This is a genomic window from Amycolatopsis sp. NPDC102522, from assembly GCF_055584485.1.
Genome location: NZ_JBVJLY010000001.1, coordinates 92,866 through 117,395 on the forward strand (window position 1 = coordinate 92,866; position 24,530 = coordinate 117,395).

Sequence of the window (24,530 nt, forward strand, 5' to 3'; positions counted from 1 at the left end):
TTGCCTTGCCGTTCACGAACGTCACGAACCAACGCCCCGGACCGGAACCGTGATGGCGGTTCCGGCCCGGGGCGACCCCCGGTTCCACTTCGGCTCAGCGGTCACGTTCCTTGGCGAACAAGGACTTCGACCACAGGTATCCCACGATCGCGAGCAAGGCGCACCAGCCGATCGCGAGCCAGCCGCTGCCGCCGATCCGGGTCCCGAGCAGCAGGCCCCGGATGGTCTCGATGACCGGGGTGAACGGCTGGTAGTCGGCGAACCAGCGCAGCCAGGCCGGCATCGAATCGGTGGGCACGAACCCGCTGCCGAGGAACGGCAGCAGCATGAAGATCATGGGCGTGTTGCTGGCCGTCTCCACGCTCTTGGCCGCCAGGCCCAGCGCCACCGAAAGCCAGGTGAGCGCGAGGGTCAGCAGCAACAGCAGGCCGGCCACCGCGAACCATTCGCCGACACCCGCCGTCGGCGAGAAGCCGATGAGCAGCGTGACCCCGAAGACGACGGCGAGCGCGAACGCCGTCTGGATCAGCGCGCCGACGACGTGCCCGGTCAGGACCGAGGCCTTGCTGATCGCCATCGTGCGGAACCGGGCGATGATGCCCTCGGTCATGTCCGTCGCCACGGAGATGGCGGTGCCGAGCGCCGCGCTGCACACGGTGACGAGCAGGATGGCGGGCGTGACATAGCCGACGTACTCGGCTCTTCCTCCTCCCCCGCCGCCGAGCCCGTTCCCGAGCGTGCCGCCGAAGACATAGACGAACAGCAGCAGGAACACGATCGGCTGGCCGATCAGCATGATGGTGAGCGACGGATACCGTTGCATGTGCCGGATGTTGCGGCGCAGCATGGTCGCCGAGTCCCGCATCGAGAGGGAAAGGGTGGTCATCGGGCCATCTCCTTGGTCGCTTCGGTCCGGTGACCGGTGAGGCTGAGGAACACGTCGTCGAGATCCGGTGTGTGCACGGTGAGGCTGTCGACGGCGACGGCTTCGGCGTCGAGGCGGTCCAGCACCGCGCGAAGGGCAGCGACGGTGCCATCGGTCGGCACGCGGAGCGCCAAAGTCTCTTCGTCCGAAGTGGACACTTGGAGCGCGCGGGTCGCGTCGCGCAGCGAGACGGCGTCGGGAAACTTCAGCTGCATGTGCCCGCCGGGCACGCGCCGCTTCAGCTCGTCGGGCGTGCCCAGCGCGACGATCCGGCCGCCGTCGAGCACGGCGACCCGGTCGGCGAGCTGATCGGCCTCTTCCAGGTACTGGGTGGTGAGGAAGATCGTCACGCCGCTGTCGACGAGGTCCCGGATGATCTGCCACATCGTGCGACGGCTGCGCGGGTCGAGACCGGTTGTCGGTTCGTCGAGGAAGATGACCTTGGGGTCACCGATCAGCGTCATCGCCAGGTCCAGTTTGCGGCGCATGCCACCCGAGAAGGTGGCCGGAGTCTTCTTCGCGGCGTCGGTCAGTTCGAACCGTTCCAGCAGTTCCGCGGCGCGCTTGCGCCCGGCGCGGCGCGGCAGATGGTGCAGATCCGCCATGAGGAACAGGTTCTCCTCGCCGGTGAGCAGGTTGTCGACCGCGGAGAACTGGCCGGTGAGACCGATCGAGGCGCGGACGCCGTCCGGGTCGGTGGCCAGGTCGGCTCCGGCGATCGTCGCGCCGCCCGCGTCCGGACCGACCAAAGTGGACAGGATGTTGACCGTGGTGGTCTTGCCCGCGCCGTTGGGGCCGAGCAACGAGAAGACGGTGCCCGCCGGGACGTGCAGGTCGATGCCGTCCAGGACGACCTTGTCGCCGTAGGACTTGCGCAGTCCGGTCGCGGAGATGGCCGGGTTTCTCATGTGGATTCCCCTGGTGTGTAAGGACCCGACGGGTCAGGAGCGGTGAACGATGACGTCGCCGACGGAGGTGCCGGCGTGGACTTCGACCTTGTCGGCCGTGGCGCCGGGCGCGGTGGCGGCGGCCATGTCGTTGAGGACGCGGCCGAAGCCGGTGTTCACGTCGAGCCAGGCCGCACTGCCCTCGCGGATGCCGATCTCGATGTCCCCCATCGACGTGTCGAGGTCGAGCTTGCCCCTGGCCGCGTCGAGCACGCGGACCGAACCGTTGGCGGTCTTGGCTTCCACGCCGGCTTCGGCCTTGTCGACGGTGATGTCGCCGTTGGCCGAGCGGAGCCGGATCGCGTCACCGGCCGTCCCGATCGTGGTGGAACCGTTGGAGTTCTTGACCACGGCGGTACCGGTGATCGCACCGACGTGCACGCGGCCGGAGCTCGTGCTGATGTCGGCGCTGCCGTCGACGTGCTCGACGACGATGTTCCCCGACGCGGAGTGCAGTTTCAGCTCACCGGCGTGGTCGAGCCGGATGTGCCCGGTCCCGGACTTGTAGCGGCACGCGCCGATCCGGCCGGTCACGGTGAGGTCGCCGAGGCCGGTGCTCCCCTGCACCCGGGAACCGGCGGGCAGTTCGATGGTCACGTCGATCGACCTCGACCGGTTGGAGAAGTCGAGCAGGCGCATCTTCGGTGCGCGGACCGTCAGCGTGCCGCCGGAGAACTCGACGACGGTCCGCTTCGCGGCGTCGACGTCGGAGTCTTTGTCCGGGTCGAGCGGGGCGACTTCGACGACCGCGTCGGTGCGGTCGCCGGCGACGATGCGGACGTTGCCGACGACCGGCTCGAGGTCCACGAGAATGGGTTCCGGGGTGGCGAAAGAAGGCATGGGTGTCCCCTCAAAGGTGGTGTGATCGGTGTTTGTGCTGGTCTAACGGATCTAGCTGACCCAGCCGGTGTAGCGCTGCGCGGCGCGATGACCGCTGTTCGGCGAGGCGGGCGGGACGGTCTGTTCCGACGGCCGCAGCGCGGCGGACGCGGCCCGCACGAGCCACGCGTTGACCGAACGGCCCTGCGCCGCCGCGGCCTCCTCGACGCGCGCCTTGAGCTGTTCCGGCAACCGGAAGTTGATCCGGGCCGTGGCCCCTTCTTCGTCCGGCATCGGCGGCAGTGGCGGCGCCGGGGGTTCCGGCACCGTCGCGGCGACGGGCACGGCTTGCTCGACAGCGGGAAGCGTGACGGCGAAGCTGGCTTCACCGGCGCGAAGCCGGACCTCGACCGAACCGGGCGCGAGGTCCCTCGTGATCTCGTCCGAGGCTGCGGACAACGCGTCCAGCAGCGCGAGACGGATGGCCGACGCGAGCGGCGCGGTCAAGCGTTCGGCGAGGGCGCTCGCCTCGGCTCCCCCCGCCTCGGCGGCGACGGCGAGCTCCCGGCGAACGTTGTCCACAAAGGGCGTCAAATCCATGATGTCATCATGGCACCACCGTGGCACCAATGCAAGGCCAAAGTGGTGCCAAGTGGCGCCAAAGTGGCGTTTACGCAGCTCAGGGCACCAAAAGACGTATCCGGGGAGCGATCGAAGAGTGGCCTGCCGCCGACTCGGCGCATCGGCCCGGGCGGCTCGCGGCACACGAGGGTCCGTTTCCGCGGAAAGGCATCGCAGTGCCCCTTCGGCCATTGTCCACTGGCGGGGAAAGCAGACCACGCGGAATGCGTTGCCGCGCCTATTCCGGCGGGCGAGAATTGCCGCGAGCCACGGAAAAAGGGAGCGACCCACCGTCAGGTGTGGGGGTCACCGAGGCGGGTCGCCACCCGAAATCCACCGTACAAGAGGCCTGCTCGTTCGCGCGGGCAAGGCTTTCTGCACCGGGGACTCTTGACAATCGATGATCCACAGTGGACCGCCTTGCGACCGTCCACAGCAGAAGAGGAAAGCATGCGAGCAGTTCGGGTGAGCGTCTGCGCCCTGGACCCCATCACGAAGGCCGGAATGACCGACCTCCTCGAAACCCGGGCGTCGGTGACGGTGGTCGACGGCCGGGAACGGGACGAGACCGATGTCGTCGTCGCCGCCTTCGACCGGCTTTCGGCCGACGCGGTCACCGCGTTGCGTGAAGTCACCGTCGAACTCGGCAAGCCGATCGTGCTGCTGACCGACCGGATCGAGGAGGGCGGGCTCGCGGCCGCGGTGGCGTGCCGGGTGGTCGCCATCCTGCCGAAGTCGGCGGTGACCGATTCGCGCGTGGCCGACAGCGTCCGTGTCGCCGCGTTCGGCGGGGCGAGCCCGGCGTCCGACCTGCCCGGCAGGCTGGCCGAACACGCCGAGCGGCTCCACCGGGAGATGCTCGCGCCGAGCCAGCCCGCCGGGGCCACGCTCTCCTCACGTGAGATCGACGTCCTGCGCCTGATGGCCGACGGGCTCGACACCGGGGAGATCGCGACCGAACTCTCCTATTCGGAACGCACGGTGAAGAACATCATCTACTCCGTCACCGACCGGCTGCGGCTACGGAACCGGTCGCACGCGGTGGCTTACGCGATCCGGGAAGGCGTCATCTGAAACGCTCGTCAGCTCTCGTCAGATGAGGCCTTCTCGCAGCGCGTAGGCCACGACGTGCGTGCGGTTGCGGAGACCGAACCTGCTGAGCAGGCCGTGCAGGATGTTCTTCACGGTCCGGTCGGAGTAGGCCACGCGCCGGGCGATCTCCCCGGTGTCGAACCCTTCCGCCAGCAGCCGGAGCACTTCGGTCTCCCGGGGCGACAGCCCGCTGAGGGTGAGCTCGCGCGGCTCGAGAACTTCCTTGTGCAGCCGTGAGATTCCCCGGAGCAGGCTGCCGAGCTGCTCGGCGGGCAGATCGCCCCGGCCGGCGTGGGCGTCGGCGACCGCGCGCAGCAGCCGCGCCGGCGTCGCTTCGGAGCGCGCGACGACGACGGCCAGCCCGCGTTCCACCGCGGCCCACAGTTCGGCCTGATTGGGCTGATCGGCGACCAGCACCAGCCGGGCGGCCCCGGCCGGGATCCGGTGCGGCTCGCTTCCCGCGACAGCCACGAGGACGTCGGCCTTTTCCGGATCGTCCCGCAAGCTGATGCCGGGCCCGGCGCCGAGCGCGCTGCGCAGGCCCGCGCGGACGAGCGGATCACCGGCGTGCACGGCGACCCGGATCTCCCGGCGCTCCTCGGTCCGCATGATGGGCCGGACGGGCGTCGTCATGGTCGTCGACATGCTTTCCAGGTAACCGGCCCCGGAGAAGGCGGGACAAGCGGAAGCAGGGGGCAGCTTTTCGCCACCGGAAGCCTGCCGGTTGAATGGACTTCGGTGGAACCCGTGGAGGCGAGTGAGAAACGGTCGGTGTTCGGCAAGCTCCTGCTCGAACACCGCCGAGCCGCGGGCTGGACACAGGGACAGCTGGCCGAAGCCTCGGGGATCAGCGTCCGCGCCCTGCGCGAGCTGGAACGCGGTCGCGCGCGAGCCGCGCAGCAGCGCTCCGCCGAGGTGCTGGCGGACGCGCTCGGCCTGACCGGCGGTGACCGGGAGTTCTTCCTGACCGTCGCCAAACAGGGACGGCGCCGGAACCCGGCGCTGGCCGCCCAGGTCGCGGCGACCTGCGCGCTGCCCGCGCCGCCGCCGGATCTCTCCGGCCGCGAACGCGAACTGGAGCAGCTGTCCGCGAAAGCCGCCGAGGGCGGCGTGGTCGCGATCGTCGGGCAGGCCGGGGTCGGGAAGACCGCGCTCGCGGTGACCGCGGCGGACCGGTGGCGCCCGGACTTCCCGGACGGCGGCTACGCGGTGGACCTGCGCGGGATGGACGAAGAACCCCTGAGCGCCAGGGCCGCGCTCGACCGGCTGCTGCGCGCGCTGGACGTCGCGCCGGGGCAGGTCCCCGCCTCCGAGAGCGAACGTTCGGCGTTGCTGCGGATGCTGCTCGAGGGCCGGAAGGTCCTGCTGCTGCTCGACAACGCCGCCGACGAGGCGCAGATCCGGCCGCTGCTGGTCGCCGGGCCCGACAGCCTCACCCTGATCACCTGCCGCCGCACGCTCGCCGGGCTCGAAGGCGCCCGCTGGCTGGGGCTCGAACCGCTTTCCGACGGCGGCGCGACCGGCCTGCTCGCCAAGATCATCGGCGCCGACCGCGTGCGCGCGGAACCCGACGCCGCGCGGGAGCTCGTCGAACTGTGCGGATACCTGCCGCTCGCGGTCCGGATCGCGGGCAACCGGCTCGCCACCCGGCCGCAGTGGTCCCTGGCCCAGCTCGCCGACAGGCTGCGCGACGAAAGCACCCGGCTGCGCGCGCTCGCGGCGGGCGATCTGCAGCTGCGGTCGGCGTTCGACCTGTCCTATCGCGCTGTCTCGGCCGGGGCGCGGCGGTTGTTCCGGCGGCTGGCGACCGTGCCGGGCGCCGACTTCGGCCTCGAACTCGCGGGGGTCGTTTCGGGCGCGGCGGACGCCGACGTCCGTGACCACCTCGACGAACTCGTCGACGCCAGCCTCCTGCAGACCGCGGCCGAACCGGAACGCCACCAGTTCCACGACCTGATCCGACTGTTCGCCGAGGAACGGTTCGAGGCGGAGGAGGATCCGGCCGCGCGGGACATCGTGCTCGCCCATCTGCTCGGCAAGGCGGCCGAAGCGGCCAGGTTGTTCTACCCCAAGGCATCGGAGACCGGGAAGTTCGGCTCGCGTGACGAAAGCGGCCGCTGGCTGGACGTCGAGGGCGACAACTGGGTCGCCGCGCAGCGGGTGGCCGCGCAGAAGGGCTGGCACCGGGAAGTCAGTGACCTCGCCGTCGCGCTGCACTGGTACTCCGACGGACGCAGCGCCCAGCGTCCGTGGCTGGAGATCTTCTCGCTCGCCGCGGCCGCGGCGAACGCGCTGGGCAACGCCGGGGACGAGGCGAAGCTGCTCAACTTCGTCGGCTGGGCGGCCAGTGTCTGTCTCGATGACGAGAAAAGCGCCGTGGCGGCGCATCGCCGCGCGCTGGACATCGCCGTCCGGATCGGCGACCGCGTCGAGCAGACCTGGGCGTCCATCTACCTCGGCCAGGTGCTGCGGTTGACCGGAGAAGGCGACGAAGCGTTCGAGTTCGCGAAGCGCGGATACGAACTGGCGGACGAACTGCCGTTCTGGGACGGGCAAACCTCGGCGCGGAACATCTACGGGCGCGCGCTGCTCGCCGCCGGACGGCATTCCGAGGCGCTCGCCGTGCACCGGGCCGTACTCGCCGACGCCGAACGGCTGGCGGGTGACACGTACCCCGGTTTCCATCAGCTGCTGAAGACCCTGACCTTGCGCGCCATCGGTGACGTGCTCGGCGCGCTCGCCGAATGGCGGGAGGCGGCGGGCCACTACCGCACCAGTCGGTGGCTCGCGTGGGAAGGCGGTTTCGAAACGTTGGAGGCGAACTGCGCGCTCCGCGAGGGACAGGCCTGGCGAGAGGCCGGTGCGTTCGAGGAGGCGAGGGAGTGCCTCACCCTGGCCGTCGAACTCTCCCCCGAGCCGTCGTTCAGTGCGCGGCGGGCGCAGGCCTTGGCTGAACTGGCGCTCCTGCCCGAATGATCGTCACCTCTTGAGTGGCTGGGACGGTTCTACCGGCTCCTGGCCGCGGTTTGTTCGCAGGCGAGGTACGTGAAGGACCCCTTCATTGCGCTAGGCGCAATGAAGGGGTCCTTCACGTACTGCAGGCGACCAGGGTGCCGAACCGTGGCGGGCCAAGGGCCTCGTGAGCGGTAAGGACGGTTAGAACCGTCGTAGCCACTCACGAGAATGGTGCGGGATGCCTCTCTGACCAGGGCGCGGCCTCCTCCAGCTGGGCGGCGAGCCGGATGAGGACGTCCTCGCGGTCCTGAGCGGCGACGAGCTGGACGCCGATCGGCAGTCCGTCGGCGTTCCAGTGCAGCGGCAAGGAGATCGCGGGCTGCCCGGTGATGTTGAAGGGCGCCGTGAACGCCGCGCCGGTGGCGATCCCGGCGGCCAGCTCCTCGGGAGATTTCGCGTCCGGCGCCAGGACACCGAGTTCGGCGGGTGGCGCGGGTGACGTGGGGGTGAGGAGGACGTCCAGTTCGTCTTCCCAGAGCGCCGCGACCCCGCGGGCCCACCGCTGCGATGAGAGCAATCCGGCGATCCAGTCCACGGCGGTGACCGAGCGGCCCGCTTCGGCGAGCATCGCGTTCATCGGTTCCAGCACGGACGACGGCAGCGGTTCGCCGAGCCGTTCGGACCAGGCGTCGAGTTCCCAGGTGACCACGGCCGCGAGCAGCGCGGGCATGGTGTCGAACATCCCCGGCGCGTCCAGGGCGGCCGCCGCGGTGGGCGCGACCCGGTGGCCGAGGGATTCGAGCAGGCGGGCTGTCCGCTCGACGGCGGCGACGCTGTCCGCGTGCGCGGTTTCGCAGGTGCCCGGGGAGGTGATCCGGAACCCGATTCGCAGGGTGCCGGGATCCGCGCCGACCTCCGTCCGATAAGGACGGTCCGGCGGCGGCGCGCTGTAGGGATCCCCCGGCGCTGCGCCCGCGGTGACGTCGAGTACCGCCGCCGTGTCGCGGACCGACCGGGTCAGGACGTGTTCGTAGGTGAACTGACCCCAGTATTCGCCGAACTCCGGGCCGAGGCTGGTCCGTGCGCGGCTCGGCTTCAGCCCGACCAGCCCGCAGGCGGCCGCGGGGATGCGGATCGAGCCCGCCATGTCGTTGCCGTGCGCGACCGGGACCAGGCCCGCGGCCACCGCGGCGGCCGACCCGCCACTCGACCCGCCGGGCGACAGCGCCGGGTTCCACGGATTCCGTGTCGCGCCGTGCAGGAGCGGTTCGGTGGTGATGCTCGTCGCCAGTTCCGGCGTGTTCGTCCGGCCGCAGAACAGGAACCCCGCGGCCCGCAGGCGCGCGGCGAGATACGAGTCCGACGGCGCGCGCCAATCCCGGTCCCGCAGGACACGCATGCCGCCGTGCACGGGATCGCCCGCGGTGTGGCAGAGGAAGTCCTTCAGCAGCATCGGCACGCCACGGAACGGTCCCTGCCCGTGCGCTGTCGCCGCCTCCCGCCGGGCCTGGTCGAACCGGGTACTGACGACGGCGTTGAGCGCGCCGTCGAGCTTTTCGATCCGCGCGATCGCCGCGTCGAGCAGCTCCGGCGGCGACACCTTTCGCGTACGGACCAGCTCCGCCTGAGCCGTCGCGTCCAGCCAGGTGAAGTCGTCGCCAGCCATGAGGCCATTCTCGATCATCAGCGACCGGACTTGCCGGTGATTCCGGTCGATCAGGGAAGTTCGTGCAACGGATCATGCCCCTTCGATTCCTCGGCGCCCGGTGCGCCAACTAAGCTTCGGGCCGACGAAGCGGGAGGGCCGATGACGGACGCGGACGGGCAGAGCCCGCGAGAGCGCTACCGCGACCAGGTGCGCGCCGAGATCAAGCAGCACGCGTGGGAGCAGATCGCCACCGCCGGAGTGCCCGCGCTGTCGCTCAACGCGATCGCCAAACAGGTGGGGATGAGCGGCCCCGCCCTGTACCGGTACTTCGCCAGCCGCGACGACCTCATCACCGCGCTCATCCGCGACGCGTACCGAAGCCTCGCCGACACCGTCCGGGCGGCGTTCGACTCGGGCGCCGATCTGGCCGGGCTCGCCGTCACCATCCGGGACTGGGCGCGCTGCGACCCCCAGCGCTACTTCCTCCTCTACGGCACGCCCGTCCCCGGCTACCACGCGCCCGAAGACACCACCGCCATCACGAGCGAGGTCATGGCGGTGCTGCTCGAAGCGTGCCGCGCGATCACCGTGGACAAGCCGGACACCCCGTTCGACAAGCATCTGGAAGGCCACCGCGACTGGGCGGGCGACGATCCGGCCCCGGCCGCGACCCTGCACCGCGCGCTCGCCTTCTGGACCCGCCTGCACGGCGTGCTCTCGCTCGAACTCGCCGGCCACTTCACCGGAATGAAGTTCGACCCCGATCTGTTGATAGCGGACGAACTGGACGACCTCACGACGCGGTGACCGGCGTCCGCCGAGCCCGATCACGTTCGCACTGAACCTTTCACCCACTTCGGGCGTCTTGCCCTGTGACGGTGCCGCCGACCGTGGGAGCCCTGGCTTCCGCGGTTGACATACAACGTTGTAACGTTATAGCTTCTAAGTAGTGCGATATCTACTAACGCTGCCCGTCTCCGGGTTTCCGAGCGCTTCGGATAGGGACTTCGATGTTGATTCAAGGGGAGAAGATCACCAGGAGGACCGACCGCGTCAGAGTCGCCGTGCATGCCCCGGATCTCCTGGCCGGGCTCGGCACGACGAGCATTCTCGGCGCCGACGAACGGCTGGACGTGCTCGCCGACACCGACCTGGGGCCGGCCGAGGTGATCGTGACCGTCGGGGATTCGATCGGCGACGGGGTTTTCACGTTCCTGCGCCAGGTTCGTGCCGCTTCGTCACTCGCCTCGCCGCCGAGGTGCGTGATCGTCACCGACCATTTCCCGGTCCAGGTCCTGATGACGGCGATCGAATGCGGCATGGCCGCACTGCTGCCACGGCGTGACCTCGACGGCGAACATCTGGTGCGGACGATTCTCGCGGTCAGCCAGGGCGCCGGCGCGCTGCCGCCGAGGCTGCAGGGAAGCCTGCTCTCGCAGCTCGAACGCATCCAGGAAGACCTGCTGGTACCCAACGGTCTCGCGCTGTCCGGGCTGTCCGACCGGGAGCGGGAAGTGCTGCGGCTGCTGGCCGACGGCCACGGCACGGAGGAGATCGCGGCCAAGCTCGCCTATTCGGAGAGCACGGTGAAGAACGTCCTCCATCGGGTGATGTCGCGCTACGGCCTCCAGAACCGCACGCACGCTGTCGCCTTCGCGCTGCGTACCGGGTCTATCTGAAGCACCGGGTCTACCTGAAGGAGTTCCGTCCAGAGTGGACGAGAGAAGGGGCTTTTCCTCGCCCCCTTCAACTTATAGCGGACATGGGGGCTTGCGGCAAGCCCCGGGTCGTCCCGCAGAATTGCCCGCCGAAGGCTGGTAGCTGCGGGAACGGGAGTCGCGAAGTGCGTGTTTTGCTGACGACGTGGGGATCGCGCGGGGATGTCGAACCCCTGGTGGGTCTCGCGAGAGGGTTGCGGGAACTCGGCGCGGAAGCGCTGGTGGCCGCGCCGCCGGACGAAGAGTTCGCGACGTTGCTGGAGCGGGCCGGTGTGCCGCTGGTCCCGCTCGGCCCGACGGTGCACTCGGTGGTCGCCGGGCCGAAGCCGCCGACGGGGGAAGACGCCCTGAAGCTCGCCCCGGCGCTGGTCGCCGCCCGGTTCGAGACGCTTTCCGCGGCGGCGGAGGGATGTGACGCGATCCTGGCGACTGGCTTGCTGCCCGTCGGCGCGCGGGACGTGGCCGAAAAGCGGGGAATCCCCTATGTGTACGCGTGTTTCCACATCTTCGGGCTGCCGTCGAGGCAGTTCGCCCCGGGTCTGCGGCCGGGTACGCCGTCGCCGGAGGGCGAGACCGACAACCGGGTGCTGTGGCAGCAGGACGCCCAGCGGGTGAACGCGTTGTACGGCGGGGCGCTCGCCAGTCACCGGGAGGCGATCGGGCTGCCGCCGGTGGACAACGTCCGTGACCACGTCTTCACCGGCAGGCCGTGGCTGGCCGCGGACGCGATCCTGTGCCCGTCGGAAGGAATGACGGACCTCGACATCGTCCAAACAGGAGCGTGGATCCAGCCCGACGACCGGCCACTGCCGGACGAACTGGAGCAGTTCCTGGAAGCCGGTGAGCCGCCGGTGTACGTGGGCTTCGGCAGCATGGCCGCCTACGCGCCGAAGGACATCGCCCGGGTGGCCATCGAGTCCCTGCGGACACTGGGGCGGCGGATCCTGCTCGCCCGCGGCTGGGCCGGACTGGCCTCGATCGACGACGCCGACGACTGCTTCGTCGTCGGCGAGGTCAACCAGCAGGCGCTCTTCCGCCGGGTGGCCGCCGTCGTGCACCACGGCGGCGCGGGGACCACGACGACGGCCTCGCGGGCAGGCGCGCCCCAGGTGGTCGTCCCCCGGGTCGCGGACCAGCCGTACTGGGCCTCGCGGGTGGCCGAGCTGGGAATCGGTGTGGCGCACCAGGATCCGACGCCGACCGTCGAGTCGCTGTCGGCCGCGCTCACCACGGTCCTGTCGCCCGAGACGCAAGCGCGGGCGAAGGCGGTGGCCGACACCATCCGGACCGATGGGGCGACTGTGGCGGCGAAGCTGCTCTTGGACACCGTCAGCGCTTAGGGCTTGAGTCGGCCGGGTGGGTCGTGAGTGGTGATTCGGGTTCCAAGCGCCCCAGCACGGTTCGGCATCTCGGTCGCATGAGGTACGTGAAGGACTCCTTCACTGCGCTAGGCGCAATGAAGGAGTCCTTCACGTACTGGGGAGAGAACCGCCGAACGTCAGCGCCCCGACCCGACAGCCGGCTTGAGCGTCTCTTCGCACCACTGCCGGAAGGTCGTCGGCGTGGTGGCCTCCGGCGTCCGAGGCGCGGCGCTGTCGATGCCCGCCTCCTTCGCCACCATCATGTCGACCATGCCCTGCGCCATCGCCTCGGACCAGCCGTGCTCGAGTTGCGTCGCGCGGAAGGCGTCCATGGAAACCTGCTGGTAGCGCACCGGCCGCCCGAGGACGTCGGACATGATCTCCGCGAGTTCGTTCTGCGACAGGTCTTCCGGGCCGAGCACCGGGACGTCGGCCACGCCGTCCCACGACGGGTCGAGCAGCAGTCCGGCGGCGACGGCGGCGATGTCGCGGGTGGCGCAGGTCGGTGCCTTGCGGTCGCCCGAGACCGGGGCGAAGAAGACGCCGTTCTTGCCGATGGAGTCGGCCTGCCACAACAGGTTGTCCATGAACGTCGGCATCGTCAGCGCCCGGTAGTGCACGCCCGTGTCGGCGATCAGGTCGTCCATGGCCCACGACGCCGACAGGTATCCGGCGTTCTCCTCGACGCCGCGGCCGAGGGCCGAGACGCCGACCACCCTGGCCACGCCGTGTTTCTTGAGGGCCGCGCAGGCGGGCCGGGTGAAGTCCAGGTAGGCGGCATCGAGGCTTTCGGCGCGGTGATCCGCGGCGAGCAGCCAGAACACGGTGTCGGCGCCTGCGAAGGCTTCGTCGACGACGGCGGCGTCGCTGTGCGAGCCCTTGACGACCTCGACGCGCTCACGGACGTGATCGGCCAGCCGGGCGGGATCGCGGGCGACCACCCGGATCGGCTCGCCGCTTTCGAGGAGGGTGCCGAGCACCCGGCTGCCGATCTGTCCGGTCGGTGCGGTGACGACGATCATGAAGACTCCGAGGTGATAGGGGGTTTTCGACGTCACCGAGTCAAGCCGGGATCAGCGCGGAGCTGAAGGACCGGCTCGGTCGCCATTGATACCCTGGAGATATGAGTGACCTGGAGACGCGGCAGCTCAGGTACTTCGTGGCCGTCGCGGAGGAGCTTCACTTCGGACGGGCGGCCGAGCGGCTTTCGATGGCGCAGCCACCGCTGTCGAGGGCGATCCGGGACCTGGAACGACGGCTGGACGTCCAGTTGCTCGAACGCACCACCCGCCAGGTCACGCTGACGAGGGCGGGCGAGGTGCTCCTGCGGGATGCCAGGACAGCGCTCGAAGCCGTCGCCGCGGCCGAACGGCGGGCACGGCAGGCCGGTCGCCCCGATCCCCGGCTGCGGCTGGCGTTGAAGGCCGACCACGACGCCGGGCTGTTGCCGAAAATCGTCGAAGCCTACGAAGCCGAAGACGGCGCCCTGCCGATCGAACTGATCCTCGGCGGCCGGGGCGAACAGCCGCAGCAGCTCCGTGACGGGCGGGCGGACGTGGCGCTCGTCCCCTCCCCTTTCGACGCGCGCCGCCTGGACTTCGAGCCGTTGCTGACCGAGCCCCGGCTGGCGGCGGTGGCGGCGAACGATCCGCTGGCGGCCAGGTCACGGCTGACCCTGACGGATCTGGAGGGGCGACTCCTTCCCGACGGCGCCCCCGCCGACCACGGCCCCTCCACCGGTCCGCCCGTCACGGTGGTGCCGCACGGTCCCGTCTCCGATCTGACACAGATCCTCAAACTGGTCGAACTGGGCACCATCGTCTGTTTCCTGCCCGTGTCCGTCGCGGATCGCTATCGCAGGACGGGCATCGCATACCTGGCCGTCGACGACCTGGAGCCCACGACGCTCGCCGTGATGTGGCCGCAGGACTCCCATTCACCGGCCGTCGCCGCCTTTGTCCGCGCGGCCACCACGGTGGTGTCGAGCGCCTACGCCCTCGGTCAGCGGAGCTGAACGCGGCTCAGCAGCCTGTCCACGACGTCGGGCAGCGGCTGGTCGTCCGAACCTTCCAGCCACAGCACGTTCCCGGTCCGCAAGGTGGCGAGGAAAGTCGCCGCCGTGAGCCGGGCCAGCTCCTGATCGAGACCGTGCCCCCGGTCGAGCAGCACCGCGATGAGGTCGCGTTCGAGAGCGATCTGGTCACCGGCCTGCCGCGCGAGCAGCGACGGGTGCCGCCGCAGCAGCCTCAGCTGCGCCACCCACTCGCGGTCGGGGACGGGCCGTGCCCGGTACAGGTCCTGGCAGGCCGCGCGCAACGCCTGCCACGGCTTCTCGCCTGACGGCCTGCCTTCGACCAGCGAAACCAGCAGCCCGGTCCGCTCGCGGTCGGCGTGCAGGATCGCGTCTTCTTTGTTCGCGAAGTAGTTCGAGAACGTCCGCCGGGACACCCCCACCGCGTCGGCGATGTCCTCGACCGTCACGCCGTCGAGACCGTGCTCCATCGCCAGGCGAAGCGCGGCCTCGTGCAGCGCTTGCCGCGTCGCCGCCTTCTTGCGGGTGCGGAGCGTGTCGAGGGTGTCCACAAGGACAGCGTAGCGAGGGGAATAAAGTTCCCACTGTGCAAGTTTGCACAATGGGCAAGAATCGCCCCGAACGCTTGAAAGGACGCCATGAAGACCGAAGGAACGGCGGAGGCACCGTCCGGGGCGATGGGGCACCGCCAGGTGCTCGAATCGCTGTCCGGCCTGCTGCTCGCGCTGCTCGTGGCGATGATCAGTTCGACGGTCGTGTCGACCGCCCTGCCGTTGATCATCGGCTCGCTGAACGGCTCGCAGACGCAGTACACGTGGGTGGTCACGGCCACCCTCCTGGCCGCGACGGCCACCACCCCGATCTGGGGCAAGCTCGCCGACCTGTTCAACAAGAAGACGCTGGTCCAGGTCGCGATCGTGATCTTCGTGATCGGCTCGATGATCAGCGGGCTCAGCCAGAACACCGGACAGCTGATCGCCGCCCGCGCGTTCCAGGGCATCGGCGTCGGCGGCCTGCAGGCGCTGGTCCAGGTCGTGATCGCGGCGATCATCCCGCCGCGTGAGCGTGGCCGCTACAACGGTTACCTCGGCGCGGTCATGGCTGTCGCCACGGTCGGCGGCCCGCTGCTCGGCGGCCTGATCGTCGACGTGCCGTGGCTGGGCTGGCGGTGGTGCTTCTTCGTCGGCGTGCCGATCGCGGCGGCGGCGTTCATCGTGCTGCAGCGGACCTTGAAGCTGGAGACGGTCCGCCGGGAGAACGTCAAGGTCGACTACCTCGGCGCGGGTCTCATCGCCGCGGGCGTGAGTGTCCTGCTGATCTGGGTCTCGTTCGTCGGCAACAGCTTCGACTGGCTGTCGTGGCAGACGGCCCTCATGGTGGCCGGTGGCGTCGTGCTCCTCGCGCTCGCCTTGGTGGTGGAACGGCGGGTCAGCGAACCGGTCGTGCCGTTGCACATCATCACCCAGCGCACCCCCGCGCTGGCGATCATCGCGAGTCTCGCGGTCGGGATGGCGATGTTCGGCGGCGCGGTGTTCCTCGGCCAGTACTTCCAGGTCGGCCGCGGCTACTCCCCCACCGAAGCCGGTCTGCTGACCATCCCGCTGATGGCGGGCGTGCTCGTGTCCTCGACCGTGTCCGGCCGCCTGATCAGCCGCACCGGGCGGATCAAGCCGTACATCGTGGCGGGCACCATCACCCTGGTGATCGGGTTCCTCGGGCTCGGCACGGTCGACCACGCGTCGCCGCTGTGGCTGGTCGGCATCGCGATGGCTGTCGTCGGTATCGGTGTCGGCATGACGATGCAGAACCTCGTGCTCGCCGTGCAGAACACCGTGCCGTTGCGGGATCTGGGCTCGGCCAGCGCCTCGGTCACGTTCTTCCGGTCGCTCGGCGGCACCATCGGGGTCTCGGTGCTGGGCGCGGTGCTCGCGAACCGGGTCACCGCCGACCTGTCCACCGCGCTGCACGTGCCGGCGGGCCAGGCGTCGACAGGCAGCGTCAGCGCGCTGAACCTCAAGGCGCTGCCGCCGGAGGTCCAGACGATCGTGCACACCGTGTACGGCGACGCGACCGCGCACATCTTCCTGATCTCCGCGGCGGTGGGCGTCGTGGGCGTGATCGCGGCGCTGCTGCTCAAACCGCTCACCCTGCGCACCACCCTCGACGTGGAGACGAAGACGGAAACCCCGGCGTCCGACCCGGTCGCGCGGTAGGCGCGCGATGAACGGGAACGCCGCCGGGGCCTTCGAGTCCACTGTGGAGCGTTTCGGCCCGCCCCGGCAGCACTCGGGGCGGGCCATCCTGGCCGGGGTCGACGGCTCCGACACGGCGATGCGGGCGGCCGCCTTCGCCTTCGGGATGGCGCGGCGTGAGAGCGGCAGGCTGATCGTCGCCTTCGTCGTCTGCCGCACGGCGCTGACCAACCTCGGACCGGCTGTCGCGGCGACGGTGGAGCACGACACGACACTCCAGCTCTACGCCGAACTCCGCGATCAGATCCGCGAGGCGGCCGAAGAGCTGGAAGTGCCGGTCAGTTTCCTGAAGACCTTCGGCGATCCATATACCGCGCTCCGTGACACCGCCGACCGCAGCCAGGTCGACACGGTGGTGGTCGGCGCGTCACAGAAGGCGGGACACCGGTTCGCAGGCTCGGTCGCGACGAAGCTCATCAAGACCGGGCACTGGCCGGTACTCGTGGTCCCGTAAGAACCTGTTCCTCGGCACCCGGCTCCTCGCCGGACGGCCGCCGAGGAGCGAGACGGCTCCCACCGTGGCGACCACCAGCGCGCAGCCCGCCAGCTGCAGCGACGTCGGCCACTGGCCGAGCAGGAGTGCCCCGAACAGGATCGCGGCGGCGGGTTGCAGCATGAGCACGGCGGATCCGCCGCTCGCCGGCAGGGCGGACAGGGCCTTCCCGATCAGGAGCCAGCCCGCCACCTGCGCTGTCACGGCCAGCGCGAGCAGCCACAGCAGCGACGAAACGGGCGGCGTGACGTCGAGGTTTCCCACCAGCAGTCCGGAAAGGCCGCCCACGCTCGCGGAGGCCGCGGTCGCCGTGGCGAGCATCGTCGTATGGCCGCCGCCTTCGGTTCCGGCGCGACGCAGCAGGATCAGGTAACCGGCGTACGCCACTCCCGCGAGCACCGCCATCACGGTGCCGTACCAGGGATCGCTGCCCGCGGCACCGCCGTCCGCCAGTCCCCCGGCGAGTGCCGTCCCCACCAGCATGACCGGGATCGACAGCCAGAACAACCGCGACGGCCGCTCGCCGAACCACAGCAGCCCGGCCAGCGGGACGAGGACGACCTGGACGTTGACCAGTGCCGTGGCGACGCCCGCCCCGACGGAGAAGATCGCTTCGCTCCACAGCACCATGTCGATCCCGAGCAGGACACCCGCCAGCACGTGCCGGCGTCGCGCGGCCGGGGTGGGACGGTGCCCGCGCTCCCGTGTCCGCGCCAGCAGCACGAGGATCGGCAACGCGAACAGGCAGCGGAAGAAGGTCGCCGTCGTCGAGCTCACACCGGACAGCGCGACGAGCGGGGCGGACAGGGCGATCGCGAGGGCTCCGAGGACTCCTTGCGCCCTCGGATCGGCGAGAATTCTGTGCTGGGACATGGTTTTGATTCGATCGCACGAAGACGGGGAGGACCAGCGAGATCCTCTTACCCCGAGGGTTAAGCTCGGCTAATGAGTGGCGAGCTGTCCAATGTGGAACGGCTCCGGATGCTGCACGCGGTGTGGCGGCGGGGCTCGCTCGCCGCGGCGGCCGAGGTGCTGCACGTGACGCCGTCGGCGATCTCCCAGCAGCTGACCAAACTGGAGCGGGAGGCGGGCACGTCGCTCCTCGTGCGGCACGGGCGCGGGGTCAGGCTCACCCCGGCGGGACTGCTGCTCGCGCAACGGTCGGACAGGGTCCTCGCCGAACTCCGGGCCGCCCGCGCCGATCTGGACTCCCTCACCGGGGAACCGACCGGCGTCGTCGAGATCGGCGCCATCCCGTCCGGCGTGCACACGTTCATCACCCCCGCGCTCACCGGCCTCGCCGTCCGCTACCCCGGCATCGAGGCGCGGCTGCACGAGGTCGAACCGGAAGACGCTCTCCCCGCTCTCGCCGACGGCGTTTTCGACGTCGTGGTCGTCGAGAGCTGGGAGAACCTGCCGCTCACCCGGCCGCCGAGTACCCGCTGGACCGTCCTGCGGGACGACGCGGCGACGATCGTGCTCCCGGCCGGGCACCGCCTGGCCGGCGCGGACTCGATCCGCGCCGAAGACCTGGCGGACGAGATCTGGGTCGCCTGGGCCCGCCCGACCCTGGCGAACGTCTGGATCCGCCAGACCCTGCGCGAACGCGGCATCGAACCGACTGTGCGGCACACGGTCAGTGGATTCGGCACCCAGTTCGCCGTCGTCGCCGGGCTCGGCGCCGTGACGCTGGTGCCGAGCATGGCCACCACGATCGCGCCGCCGAGCGTGGTGTGCGTCCCGCTCGAACCCGTACTGCACCGGCAGCTCTACGCCGTCCAGCCCCGGGGCGCGACCCGGCCCGCCGTCGCGGAATGCGTGGCGGCCCTGGTCGAGGCGGCCCGGGCCTGGGGCGCGGAGGGCGGGTGAGGTCGTGAGTGTTTCGGGTCGTTCTAACGACACTTACCACTCACGACCACCCCGACCGACGGCTCACCCTCGCCGACCACTCCAGCCACAGGAATCGCGTCACCAGGCTTGCCGGCCTCCCTTGCGCGGGTTCGCAAGTCCGTGAAGGCCTCCTCGCTCCCCATCCGCGCCAGGTCGAGGGGGTCGTGAGTGGCAAGTCGTGTTTTGACGGGCCCGCTGGAACCGGATCGCGTTTCGGTGTCCTTGTGGGGCTCTGCTGGATGCCGGCGCGGCTCTGCTGCCGGCCGCGGGGGTTGAGCGGCACGACCTCGCGACGGTGAAGGATTTGGGACGTTGAATGTCCTGATTCCTTCACCGTCGATCTGCCATCCGCCGGGATCGCCAGCCTCGGGCAGGTCAGCGAATATCGGCGTCGCGAAAGCCACTTTCGCGACGTCTGATGTCCCGAAAGTGGCTTTCGCGACACCACATCCCCGCCAGACCGCTACCCAAGGCCCCGGAAGCAGCAGCAGTCACGAAACGCGGTGGGTCGGGTACTCGTGAGTGATAAGTGTCGTTAGAACGACCCGAATCACTCACGACCACAGAGGGCGTGGTCGATCACCGGGTTCAGCGGGTTCCCCTCCGGCAGTTCGGCGCCGGGGTGGTAGGGCGTCAGGGTGTTCAGCGAAACCATCACGCTGCGCTTGCCGTCCTCGGTCACGCCGTTGCCCGTCGAGTTGCCGGGCAGCGAGCCGCCGTGGCCCCAGTAGGCGCCGCAGGAGCTGGTCAGCTTCATGAGCCCCAGCCCGTACTCGCCGAGCCCCGGAGCGGGCACGGTCTTCTTCATCTCGGCCAGCAGCGCGGGCTTGAGCACCTTGCCGCCCAGCAGTGCCCGCAGGAACTTGTTGCCGTCCTCGGTGGTGCTGTTGATCGAACCGTCCGCTCCCCCGCCCATCGACGGATTCATCAGCGTCACGTCCACCCGCCGTCCGAGCCGCGGCGGATTCGAGCCCTCGACGACGAACCTGTCGTAGCCCCTGGCGTGCGGAGCGGGGAGGAACGGCGAGGTGTGGGGCAAGGACGTTTCCCGCAGGTCGAGCGGGCGGACGATGCGGTCGGTGATCTCCTGCCGCCAGTCCCTGCCAGTCACTTTCTCGGTCACCATTCCGGCGAGCACGTAGTTGGTGTTGGAGTAGCCCCAGCTCGCCCCGGGCGCGAACTCCGGCGGCTTGCCGACAGCCAGCTTCACCGCCTCGGACGCGCTGAGCTTGTCGAACCGATGGCGCAGGAAGCCCTTCTCGGTGAAGAGGTCGAGCTCCGCCATGTAGTCGTGCAGGCCGCTGGTGTGCTGCAGCAACTGCCGGACGGTGATGGCGCGACCGTCGTTGCCGTTCCCGCTCACCACCCCGGGCAACCACCGGTCCACGGTGTCGTCCAAGGAAAGCCGCCCCTCGCCGACGAGCTGGAGCATCGTCGCGGACAGGAAGGTCTTGCTGAAACTGGCGATCCGGAAATGCGCGTTCCACGGCATCGGGGTCCCGGACCGCAGATCGCCGTGACCGCTACGCACCTTGATGCCGCCCTCGGGCGTGCGCAGTTCCACGAGAGCGCCGGGCGAACCGTTCGTCACGAGCAGGTCGGCGTCGCGCTGCAAAGTCCGTTGCATTTGCGGTGTCGCGGACGCGACGGCCGGGGAAACGAGCGTTGCCGCGCACACCGCGGCGATGACCACTGAGGTTCGTTTCATATCGGCAAAACTACGAAGCATCGGCCCGGCAGGCATCGGCTTCGAGGCGGAAACCGCCTACCCCCACGGTGCTAGCCGTGGAACGGCCTTCTCAGGGTTCAGCCCTTACACGATCATTCCCGGCATCACGAGGGCCAGCCGCGCCACCGGCGGCAGCGGCGCCTGTTCCGGCGCGGCGCGGAAGGCCTGGATCACGAACGCGGCGAACCGCCGGGACGCGGCGACGCGCGCGGCGGGCGAAGTGGCCTGGATCCCGTTGTTGGCCATGAGCATGAGGATCAGGTCTTCGAGGACGAAGTCGGGGCGCAGTTTCCCGGCTTCCCTGGCCCGGCCCGCCAGTTCGGCGATCGCCTTGAGCGCGTAGTCGCGATTGGCGGTGAAGTCCACCGCCTTGGGGAAGGCCGATACGAAGGCCGCGGTGAAACCCCTGTCGCACGAGTGCAGTTCGCAGATCTTCTCGATCACGGAACAGAAACCGCGCCACGGATCCGGATCGGCGAGCCCCTCGTCGACGACTAGGTGGCAGGTGTTCATCTGGTCGGCGAAGGCCTCCGTCGCCAGGATCTCCTTCGTCGGGAAATGGCGGTACAACGTGGCGGGGCCGACGTCGGCGCGGCGCGCGACCTCCCGCAGCGGCACGTTCAGGCCTTCGGAGGCGAACAGCGCGCGAGCCGCTTCGAGGATGCGCTCGCGGTTGTCCAGGGCGTCGGAGCGCGGGATTCGAGGCAAACGACTGGTCACCACTCTCACTTTAGCCAAAACGGACGGGGGCGTCCGTTAACGTCCGCCTGACCAGCGATCGAAGACCGAGGAGACAGAAATGCGAGCAGTCGAGATCCGGAAATTCGGCGCCCCCGAAGGACTGGCCGTCGTCGACCTCCCTTCCCCTATCCCCGCCTCAGGAGAAGTGCTGATCGACGTGGAAGCGATCGGTGTCGGCGGCGTCGACACCGTGATCCGGAGCGGAGCTCTCGGCGGCTTCGGTTTCCAGGAAGGGTTCGTTCCCGGCAACGAGGTGGCGGGCACCGTCACCTCGGTCGGCGACGGCGTCGATCCGTCCTGGACCGGACGGCGCGTCTGGGCGTTCACCGGTGAGGGCGGCGGATATGTCGAGCGAACGACAATTCCCGTCGAGAAGGTCGTGCCGCTCCCCGGGAATCTGCCCGCCGACGCGGCGGTCGCCCTCGGGACTTCCGGCATGGTGGCGCAGTTCGCACTCGCGCACGCCCGTTTCGCACCCGGTGAAGCGGTGCTGGTGCGCGGGGCGGCCGGCAGCATCGGGATCATGACGGTGCAGCTCGCGGCGGCCGGTGGCGCGAGGGCCGTGGCTGTCACGACGTCCTCGGCCGAACGCGGCGAGCGCCTGCGCGAGCTGGGCGCGACCCACGTCCTCGACCGTTCCGGTGACGGGGACGGCCCCGCGGGATACGACGTCATCATCGACATCGTGTCCGGTGTGGACATGCCGTCCTTTTTCGACCGGCTCGAACCGAACGGCCGTCTGGTGACCGTCGGTGTGGTCGCGGGCATGCCACCGGCGGACTTCGGCACGAAGCTGCTGGCGGCGTTCCGCAAGTCCCTGTCGTTCGCGGCCTTCAGCGCGGACTCGATCCCCGAAGCGGATCGACGGGCGGTGAGCGCGGCGCAGTTCGAGACGGCCGCCCGCGGCGAACTGCGTTCGGTGGTGCACGAACTGCTGCCGCTGGAGAAAGCCGTACTGGCGCACCGGAAGATGGACGACGGCGAAGTGTTCGGCAGGATAGTGCTGACTCCCTAGCCCGGTCCTTTGTGGAGTTCACTTTCACCCGGTCAGTGCACTTTCCCCCATCGCGTGCGCCCGCGCACTAGGCTGCCCACTCGTGCCCGATCCGTCCAGCCCAGAGGCGGCGCCGATGCCAGGGGAGCCCGGCTTCACGGCGGTCGACCTGCGACCGCTCTCCGCCGGGGAGGGCACCAGCGCCTACTGCGTGAACGACGCCGGGATGATCGTGGGCGAGTCGGGGTCGCGGCCGGTGCGCTGGGACAGCGACGGAAGTCCTTCGCCCTTGCCGATCCTCGACGGCTGTTCGGGCGGCCGCGCCGTCAGCGCCAACGCCGCCGGTGTCATCGCGGGCGCGCTCTACATCGGCGAGCACCTCCGGCCCGTGTGCTGGCGGCCCGACGGCCGAGTGCACGCGCTCGAACTCCCCCTCGGGATGATCTCCGGCACGGCGTGCCGAGTGAACGAACGCGGGTCGATACTGGGGAACGCGATGCGGCCGGGCTTCCGCTGGCGGGCGCTGCGCTGGGAACCCGGCGGCGAGGCGGTCGAACTCGGCTGCCTGCCCGGCGACGGCGACACCCAGGGCCACGACCTGAACGGGCTGGACGAGGTCGTCGGATCGGCCAAGAACGGCACGGGTACCCGGACAGCGGTGCGCTGGAGTCCCTCGGGGAAGATCAGCAAACTGCCCCCGCCCCGCCGCACGACCGCCTGCGGCATCACCGATTCCGGCGCCGTCCTCGGCGACGGTGTCGTGTGGAACCGCGAGGGAGGCACCGTCCTCCTGACCGGCGAGCCCGAGTTCTCCGCCGGACAGGTCGTGCGGATCACCGGGCAGGGTGTCACGATCGGCTGGGGCGTGACACCGGACCGGCAGGGCACCTGCGCGCGCTGGGATCGCGACGGGCGGCCCACCGTGCTCCGTCCCCTGCCTTCGGACATCGCCAGTACGTGTTACGACATAGACGACGCCGGGACGGTCGTCGGCGAGTCCGTGAGCCAGGGAACGGTGCGGCCGGTCCGCTGGGACGCCGACGCGACCCCGTTCCCGCTGCCGTCGCCGCGCGGTCTCACGGCGATCATGGCCCAGCACATCACCGCGAACGGCGCCGTCATCATCGGCTACGGCTTCGACGCGGACAGCTCCAGCTATCGCGGGATCGCTTGGCGCCGCTCGCAAGGACCAGTTTGTCGGCGAACCTCAGGTGCGTGATCACGTCGAAGCCCGCGGGATCAGCCGCCCACCCGGTCCAGCACCGCGCGCGTGTACCCGACGGTGTCGGCCGTGCCGCCGAGATCGACGGTACTGACACCGTCGGCCAGCGCGCCGAAGGCTGCGGCCAACAAGTCTTCGCTCGCTTCGGGGTGTCCCAAGTGGTCGAGCATCATGGCCGCGGACCACAGGGCGCCCAGCGGGTTGGCCTTGCCCTGCCCGGCGATGTCGGGAGCGGAGCCGTGCACCGGCTCGAACATCGACGGGAAGTCCCGTTCGGGGTTGAGGTTCGCCGCCGGGGCGACACCGATGCTCCCGGCCACCGCGGCGGCCAGGTCGCTGAGGATGTCCCCGAAGAGGTTGGAGCCGACGATCACGTCGAACCGCTCCGGCGCCAGGACGAGCTTGGCGGCGAGCGCGTCGATGTGCTCCTTGCCGGTGCGCACGTCCTGATGCCGCGCCGCCACCTCTTCCACCAGTTCGTCCCAGAACGGCATCGTGTGGACGATGCCGTTGCTCTTCGTCGCCGAGGTGACGTGGTTCCGGCGTGTCCCGGCCAGCCGGTAGGCGTACTCGACGACGCGGGTGACTCCCTTACGGGTGAACACCGCCTCCTGCACGGCCAGTTCGTCTTCGGTGCCCCGGCCGAGCCGCCCGCCGATCTCGGAATACTCGCCCTCGACGTTCTCCCGGACCACGACGAGGTCGACGTCCCCGGCGCCGGCGTCGCGCAGCGGGCTGGGCACCCCGTCGAGCACCTTGACCGGGCGCAGGTTGACGTACTGCCGGAAACCGCGCCGGATGGGGATCAGCAGCCCCCACAGCGACACGTGGTCCGGCACTCCGGGCCAGCCGACCGCGCCCAGCAGCACGGCGTCGTGCCGCCGGATGCGGTCGAGGCCGTCGGACGGCATCATCGCGCCCTCGGCGAGGTAGCGCTCGCAGGACCAGTCGAAGGAGTCGTAGGCGAACTCGATCCCGTGCCGCTTGCCGACGGCGGCGAGCACGGCCTGCGCCGGGGGCAGTACCTCGGTGCCGATGCCGTCGCCGGGGATGAGCGCGATGCGGTAACTGGTCATGGGTCCAGTGGACGT

At 69.9% G+C, this 24,530-nt stretch carries 23 protein-coding genes; 11 read left to right on the forward strand and 12 right to left on the reverse strand.

Annotated features, from left to right (window positions below):
* Positions 1-94: 94 nt before the first annotated feature.
* Genes ACZ6YV_RS00450 through ACZ6YV_RS00465 form a run of 4 tightly spaced genes read right to left on the reverse strand, consistent with a single transcriptional unit; the run spans position 95 to position 3,291 of the window.
* Complete coding sequence (locus ACZ6YV_RS00450) at positions 95-886, reverse strand: ABC transporter permease (RefSeq protein WP_465507611.1); 792 nt, start codon at positions 884-886, stop codon at positions 95-97.
* Positions 883-1,833 (reverse strand): ATP-binding cassette domain-containing protein, encoded by a 951-nt coding sequence (locus tag ACZ6YV_RS00455; protein ID WP_465507612.1) that lies wholly within the window; start codon positions 1,831-1,833, stop codon positions 883-885. The genes ACZ6YV_RS00450 and ACZ6YV_RS00455 overlap by 4 nt, the downstream gene beginning before the upstream one ends.
* 33 nt (positions 1,834-1,866) lie before the next feature.
* Positions 1,867-2,712: a DUF4097 family beta strand repeat-containing protein gene (locus ACZ6YV_RS00460; RefSeq protein WP_465507613.1), complete on the reverse strand. Its 846-nt coding sequence runs from the start codon at positions 2,710-2,712 to the stop codon at positions 1,867-1,869.
* Positions 2,713-2,763: 51 nt separating this feature from the next.
* Positions 2,764-3,291 (reverse strand): toxin-antitoxin system HicB family antitoxin, encoded by a 528-nt coding sequence (locus ACZ6YV_RS00465; protein ID WP_465507614.1) that lies wholly within the window; start codon positions 3,289-3,291, stop codon positions 2,764-2,766.
* A gap of 525 nt (positions 3,292-3,816) precedes the next feature.
* Here ACZ6YV_RS00465 and ACZ6YV_RS00470 point away from each other — a divergent pair.
* Positions 3,817-4,386 (forward strand): helix-turn-helix transcriptional regulator, encoded by a 570-nt coding sequence (locus ACZ6YV_RS00470; protein ID WP_465508495.1) that lies wholly within the window; start codon positions 3,817-3,819, stop codon positions 4,384-4,386.
* An 18-nt stretch (positions 4,387-4,404) separates the two neighbouring features.
* Here the strand turns inward: ACZ6YV_RS00470 and ACZ6YV_RS00475 are convergent, their stop codons facing one another.
* Positions 4,405-5,049, reverse strand: coding sequence for a helix-turn-helix transcriptional regulator (locus tag ACZ6YV_RS00475; protein ID WP_465507615.1), 645 nt, complete (start codon positions 5,047-5,049; stop codon positions 4,405-4,407).
* A gap of 102 nt (positions 5,050-5,151) precedes the next feature.
* Here ACZ6YV_RS00475 and ACZ6YV_RS00480 point away from each other — a divergent pair, with 102 nt between their 5' ends.
* On the forward strand, positions 5,152-7,380 hold the full coding sequence (locus ACZ6YV_RS00480; RefSeq protein WP_465507616.1) for an ATP-binding protein: 2,229 nt from the start codon (positions 5,152-5,154) through the stop codon (positions 7,378-7,380).
* A 199-nt stretch (positions 7,381-7,579) separates the two neighbouring features.
* Here ACZ6YV_RS00480 and ACZ6YV_RS00485 read toward each other — a convergent pair whose 3' ends face one another.
* The gene (locus ACZ6YV_RS00485; protein WP_465507617.1) at positions 7,580-9,025 is read right to left on the reverse strand and encodes an amidase; all 1,446 of its coding nucleotides are present in this window, start codon (positions 9,023-9,025) and stop codon (positions 7,580-7,582) included.
* Between the two features lie 141 nt (positions 9,026-9,166).
* Here ACZ6YV_RS00485 and ACZ6YV_RS00490 point away from each other — a divergent pair, with 141 nt between their 5' ends.
* From ACZ6YV_RS00490 to ACZ6YV_RS00500, 3 genes are all read left to right on the forward strand, one after another.
* Complete coding sequence (locus ACZ6YV_RS00490; RefSeq protein WP_465507618.1) at positions 9,167-9,814, forward strand: TetR/AcrR family transcriptional regulator; 648 nt, start codon at positions 9,167-9,169, stop codon at positions 9,812-9,814.
* 203 nt (positions 9,815-10,017) lie between these two features.
* A complete protein-coding gene (locus ACZ6YV_RS00495) occupies positions 10,018-10,686 on the forward strand; it encodes a helix-turn-helix transcriptional regulator (RefSeq protein WP_378245376.1) in 669 nt (222 codons plus the stop codon).
* Between the two features lie 164 nt (positions 10,687-10,850).
* The gene (locus ACZ6YV_RS00500) at positions 10,851-12,065 is read left to right on the forward strand and encodes a glycosyltransferase (protein WP_465507619.1); all 1,215 of its coding nucleotides are present in this window, start codon (positions 10,851-10,853) and stop codon (positions 12,063-12,065) included.
* A 158-nt stretch (positions 12,066-12,223) separates the two neighbouring features.
* On the opposite strand, the gene ACZ6YV_RS00505 is transcribed toward ACZ6YV_RS00500, so the two are convergent.
* Positions 12,224-13,108, reverse strand: coding sequence for an NAD(P)H-binding protein (locus ACZ6YV_RS00505; protein ID WP_465507620.1), 885 nt, complete (start codon positions 13,106-13,108; stop codon positions 12,224-12,226).
* 101 nt (positions 13,109-13,209) lie between these two features.
* Here ACZ6YV_RS00505 and ACZ6YV_RS00510 point away from each other — a divergent pair, with 101 nt between their 5' ends.
* Entirely contained in the window at positions 13,210-14,100 is an 891-nt protein-coding gene (locus tag ACZ6YV_RS00510; protein ID WP_465507621.1) for a LysR family transcriptional regulator, read from the forward strand.
* Here the strand turns inward: ACZ6YV_RS00510 and ACZ6YV_RS00515 are convergent.
* Positions 14,088-14,669, reverse strand: a complete 582-nt coding sequence (locus ACZ6YV_RS00515; RefSeq protein ID WP_465507622.1) for a TetR/AcrR family transcriptional regulator — start codon at positions 14,667-14,669, stop codon at positions 14,088-14,090. The genes ACZ6YV_RS00510 and ACZ6YV_RS00515 overlap by 13 nt on opposite strands.
* A gap of 87 nt (positions 14,670-14,756) precedes the next feature.
* On the opposite strand from ACZ6YV_RS00515, the gene ACZ6YV_RS00520 reads away from it, so the two are divergent.
* Together ACZ6YV_RS00520 and ACZ6YV_RS00525 are read left to right on the forward strand one after the other, a co-directional pair.
* A complete protein-coding gene (locus tag ACZ6YV_RS00520) occupies positions 14,757-16,331 on the forward strand; it encodes an MDR family MFS transporter (protein ID WP_465507623.1) in 1,575 nt (524 codons plus the stop codon).
* Between the two features lie 7 nt (positions 16,332-16,338).
* Positions 16,339-16,824, forward strand: a complete 486-nt coding sequence (locus ACZ6YV_RS00525; protein ID WP_378242310.1) for a universal stress protein — start codon at positions 16,339-16,341, stop codon at positions 16,822-16,824.
* Here the strand turns inward: ACZ6YV_RS00525 and ACZ6YV_RS00530 are convergent.
* The gene (locus tag ACZ6YV_RS00530; RefSeq protein WP_465507624.1) at positions 16,738-17,736 is read right to left on the reverse strand and encodes a DMT family transporter; all 999 of its coding nucleotides are present in this window, start codon (positions 17,734-17,736) and stop codon (positions 16,738-16,740) included. The genes ACZ6YV_RS00525 and ACZ6YV_RS00530 overlap by 87 nt on opposite strands.
* A gap of 72 nt (positions 17,737-17,808) precedes the next feature.
* Here ACZ6YV_RS00530 and ACZ6YV_RS00535 point away from each other — a divergent pair, with 72 nt between their 5' ends.
* A complete protein-coding gene (locus ACZ6YV_RS00535) occupies positions 17,809-18,732 on the forward strand; it encodes a LysR family transcriptional regulator (RefSeq protein ID WP_465507625.1) in 924 nt (307 codons plus the stop codon).
* Positions 18,733-19,303: 571 nt separating this feature from the next.
* Here the strand turns inward: ACZ6YV_RS00535 and ACZ6YV_RS00540 are convergent.
* Entirely contained in the window at positions 19,304-20,461 is a 1,158-nt protein-coding gene (locus ACZ6YV_RS00540; protein WP_465507626.1) for a serine hydrolase domain-containing protein, read from the reverse strand.
* Positions 20,462-20,566: 105 nt separating this feature from the next.
* Positions 20,567-21,202: a TetR/AcrR family transcriptional regulator gene (locus ACZ6YV_RS00545; protein WP_465507627.1), complete on the reverse strand. Its 636-nt coding sequence runs from the start codon at positions 21,200-21,202 to the stop codon at positions 20,567-20,569.
* Positions 21,203-21,281: 79 nt separating this feature from the next.
* On the opposite strand from ACZ6YV_RS00545, the gene ACZ6YV_RS00550 reads away from it, so the two are divergent.
* Both ACZ6YV_RS00550 and ACZ6YV_RS00555 read left to right on the forward strand, forming a co-directional pair.
* Positions 21,282-22,238 (forward strand): zinc-binding dehydrogenase, encoded by a 957-nt coding sequence (locus tag ACZ6YV_RS00550; RefSeq protein ID WP_465507628.1) that lies wholly within the window; start codon positions 21,282-21,284, stop codon positions 22,236-22,238.
* A gap of 82 nt (positions 22,239-22,320) precedes the next feature.
* Positions 22,321-23,436 (forward strand): hypothetical protein, encoded by a 1,116-nt coding sequence (locus ACZ6YV_RS00555; RefSeq protein ID WP_465507629.1) that lies wholly within the window; start codon positions 22,321-22,323, stop codon positions 23,434-23,436.
* Positions 23,437-23,456: 20 nt separating this feature from the next.
* Here the strand turns inward: ACZ6YV_RS00555 and ACZ6YV_RS00560 are convergent, their stop codons facing one another.
* Complete coding sequence (locus ACZ6YV_RS00560) at positions 23,457-24,515, reverse strand: tartrate dehydrogenase (protein ID WP_465507630.1); 1,059 nt, start codon at positions 24,513-24,515, stop codon at positions 23,457-23,459.
* Positions 24,516-24,530: the final 15 nt, after the last annotated feature.

What these genes read in the sequence shown, in the direction of transcription:
- ACZ6YV_RS00450 (WP_465507611.1), bottom strand. Translation starts at nt 886, where the DNA reads ATGACCACCCTTTCCCTCTCGATGCGGGACTCGGCGACCATGCTGCGC.
- ACZ6YV_RS00455 (WP_465507612.1), bottom strand. Translation starts at nt 1,833, where the DNA reads ATGAGAAACCCGGCCATCTCCGCGACCGGACTGCGCAAGTCCTACGGC.
- ACZ6YV_RS00460 (WP_465507613.1), bottom strand. Translation starts at nt 2,712, where the DNA reads ATGCCTTCTTTCGCCACCCCGGAACCCATTCTCGTGGACCTCGAGCCG.
- ACZ6YV_RS00465 (WP_465507614.1), bottom strand. Translation starts at nt 3,291, where the DNA reads ATGGATTTGACGCCCTTTGTGGACAACGTTCGCCGGGAGCTCGCCGTC.
- ACZ6YV_RS00470 (WP_465508495.1), top strand. Translation starts at nt 3,817, where the DNA reads ATGACCGACCTCCTCGAAACCCGGGCGTCGGTGACGGTGGTCGACGGC.
- ACZ6YV_RS00475 (WP_465507615.1), bottom strand. Translation starts at nt 5,049, where the DNA reads ATGTCGACGACCATGACGACGCCCGTCCGGCCCATCATGCGGACCGAG.
- ACZ6YV_RS00485 (WP_465507617.1), bottom strand. Translation starts at nt 9,025, where the DNA reads ATGGCTGGCGACGACTTCACCTGGCTGGACGCGACGGCTCAGGCGGAG.
- ACZ6YV_RS00490 (WP_465507618.1), top strand. Translation starts at nt 9,167, where the DNA reads ATGACGGACGCGGACGGGCAGAGCCCGCGAGAGCGCTACCGCGACCAG.
- ACZ6YV_RS00495 (WP_378245376.1), top strand. Translation starts at nt 10,018, where the DNA reads ATGTTGATTCAAGGGGAGAAGATCACCAGGAGGACCGACCGCGTCAGA.
- ACZ6YV_RS00505 (WP_465507620.1), bottom strand. Translation starts at nt 13,108, where the DNA reads ATGATCGTCGTCACCGCACCGACCGGACAGATCGGCAGCCGGGTGCTC.
- ACZ6YV_RS00510 (WP_465507621.1), top strand. Translation starts at nt 13,210, where the DNA reads ATGAGTGACCTGGAGACGCGGCAGCTCAGGTACTTCGTGGCCGTCGCG.
- ACZ6YV_RS00520 (WP_465507623.1), top strand. Translation starts at nt 14,757, where the DNA reads ATGAAGACCGAAGGAACGGCGGAGGCACCGTCCGGGGCGATGGGGCAC.
- ACZ6YV_RS00525 (WP_378242310.1), top strand. Translation starts at nt 16,339, where the DNA reads ATGAACGGGAACGCCGCCGGGGCCTTCGAGTCCACTGTGGAGCGTTTC.
- ACZ6YV_RS00530 (WP_465507624.1), bottom strand. Translation starts at nt 17,736, where the DNA reads ATGTCCCAGCACAGAATTCTCGCCGATCCGAGGGCGCAAGGAGTCCTC.
- ACZ6YV_RS00535 (WP_465507625.1), top strand. Translation starts at nt 17,809, where the DNA reads ATGAGTGGCGAGCTGTCCAATGTGGAACGGCTCCGGATGCTGCACGCG.
- ACZ6YV_RS00540 (WP_465507626.1), bottom strand. Translation starts at nt 20,461, where the DNA reads ATGAAACGAACCTCAGTGGTCATCGCCGCGGTGTGCGCGGCAACGCTC.
- ACZ6YV_RS00550 (WP_465507628.1), top strand. Translation starts at nt 21,282, where the DNA reads ATGCGAGCAGTCGAGATCCGGAAATTCGGCGCCCCCGAAGGACTGGCC.
- ACZ6YV_RS00560 (WP_465507630.1), bottom strand. Translation starts at nt 24,515, where the DNA reads ATGACCAGTTACCGCATCGCGCTCATCCCCGGCGACGGCATCGGCACC.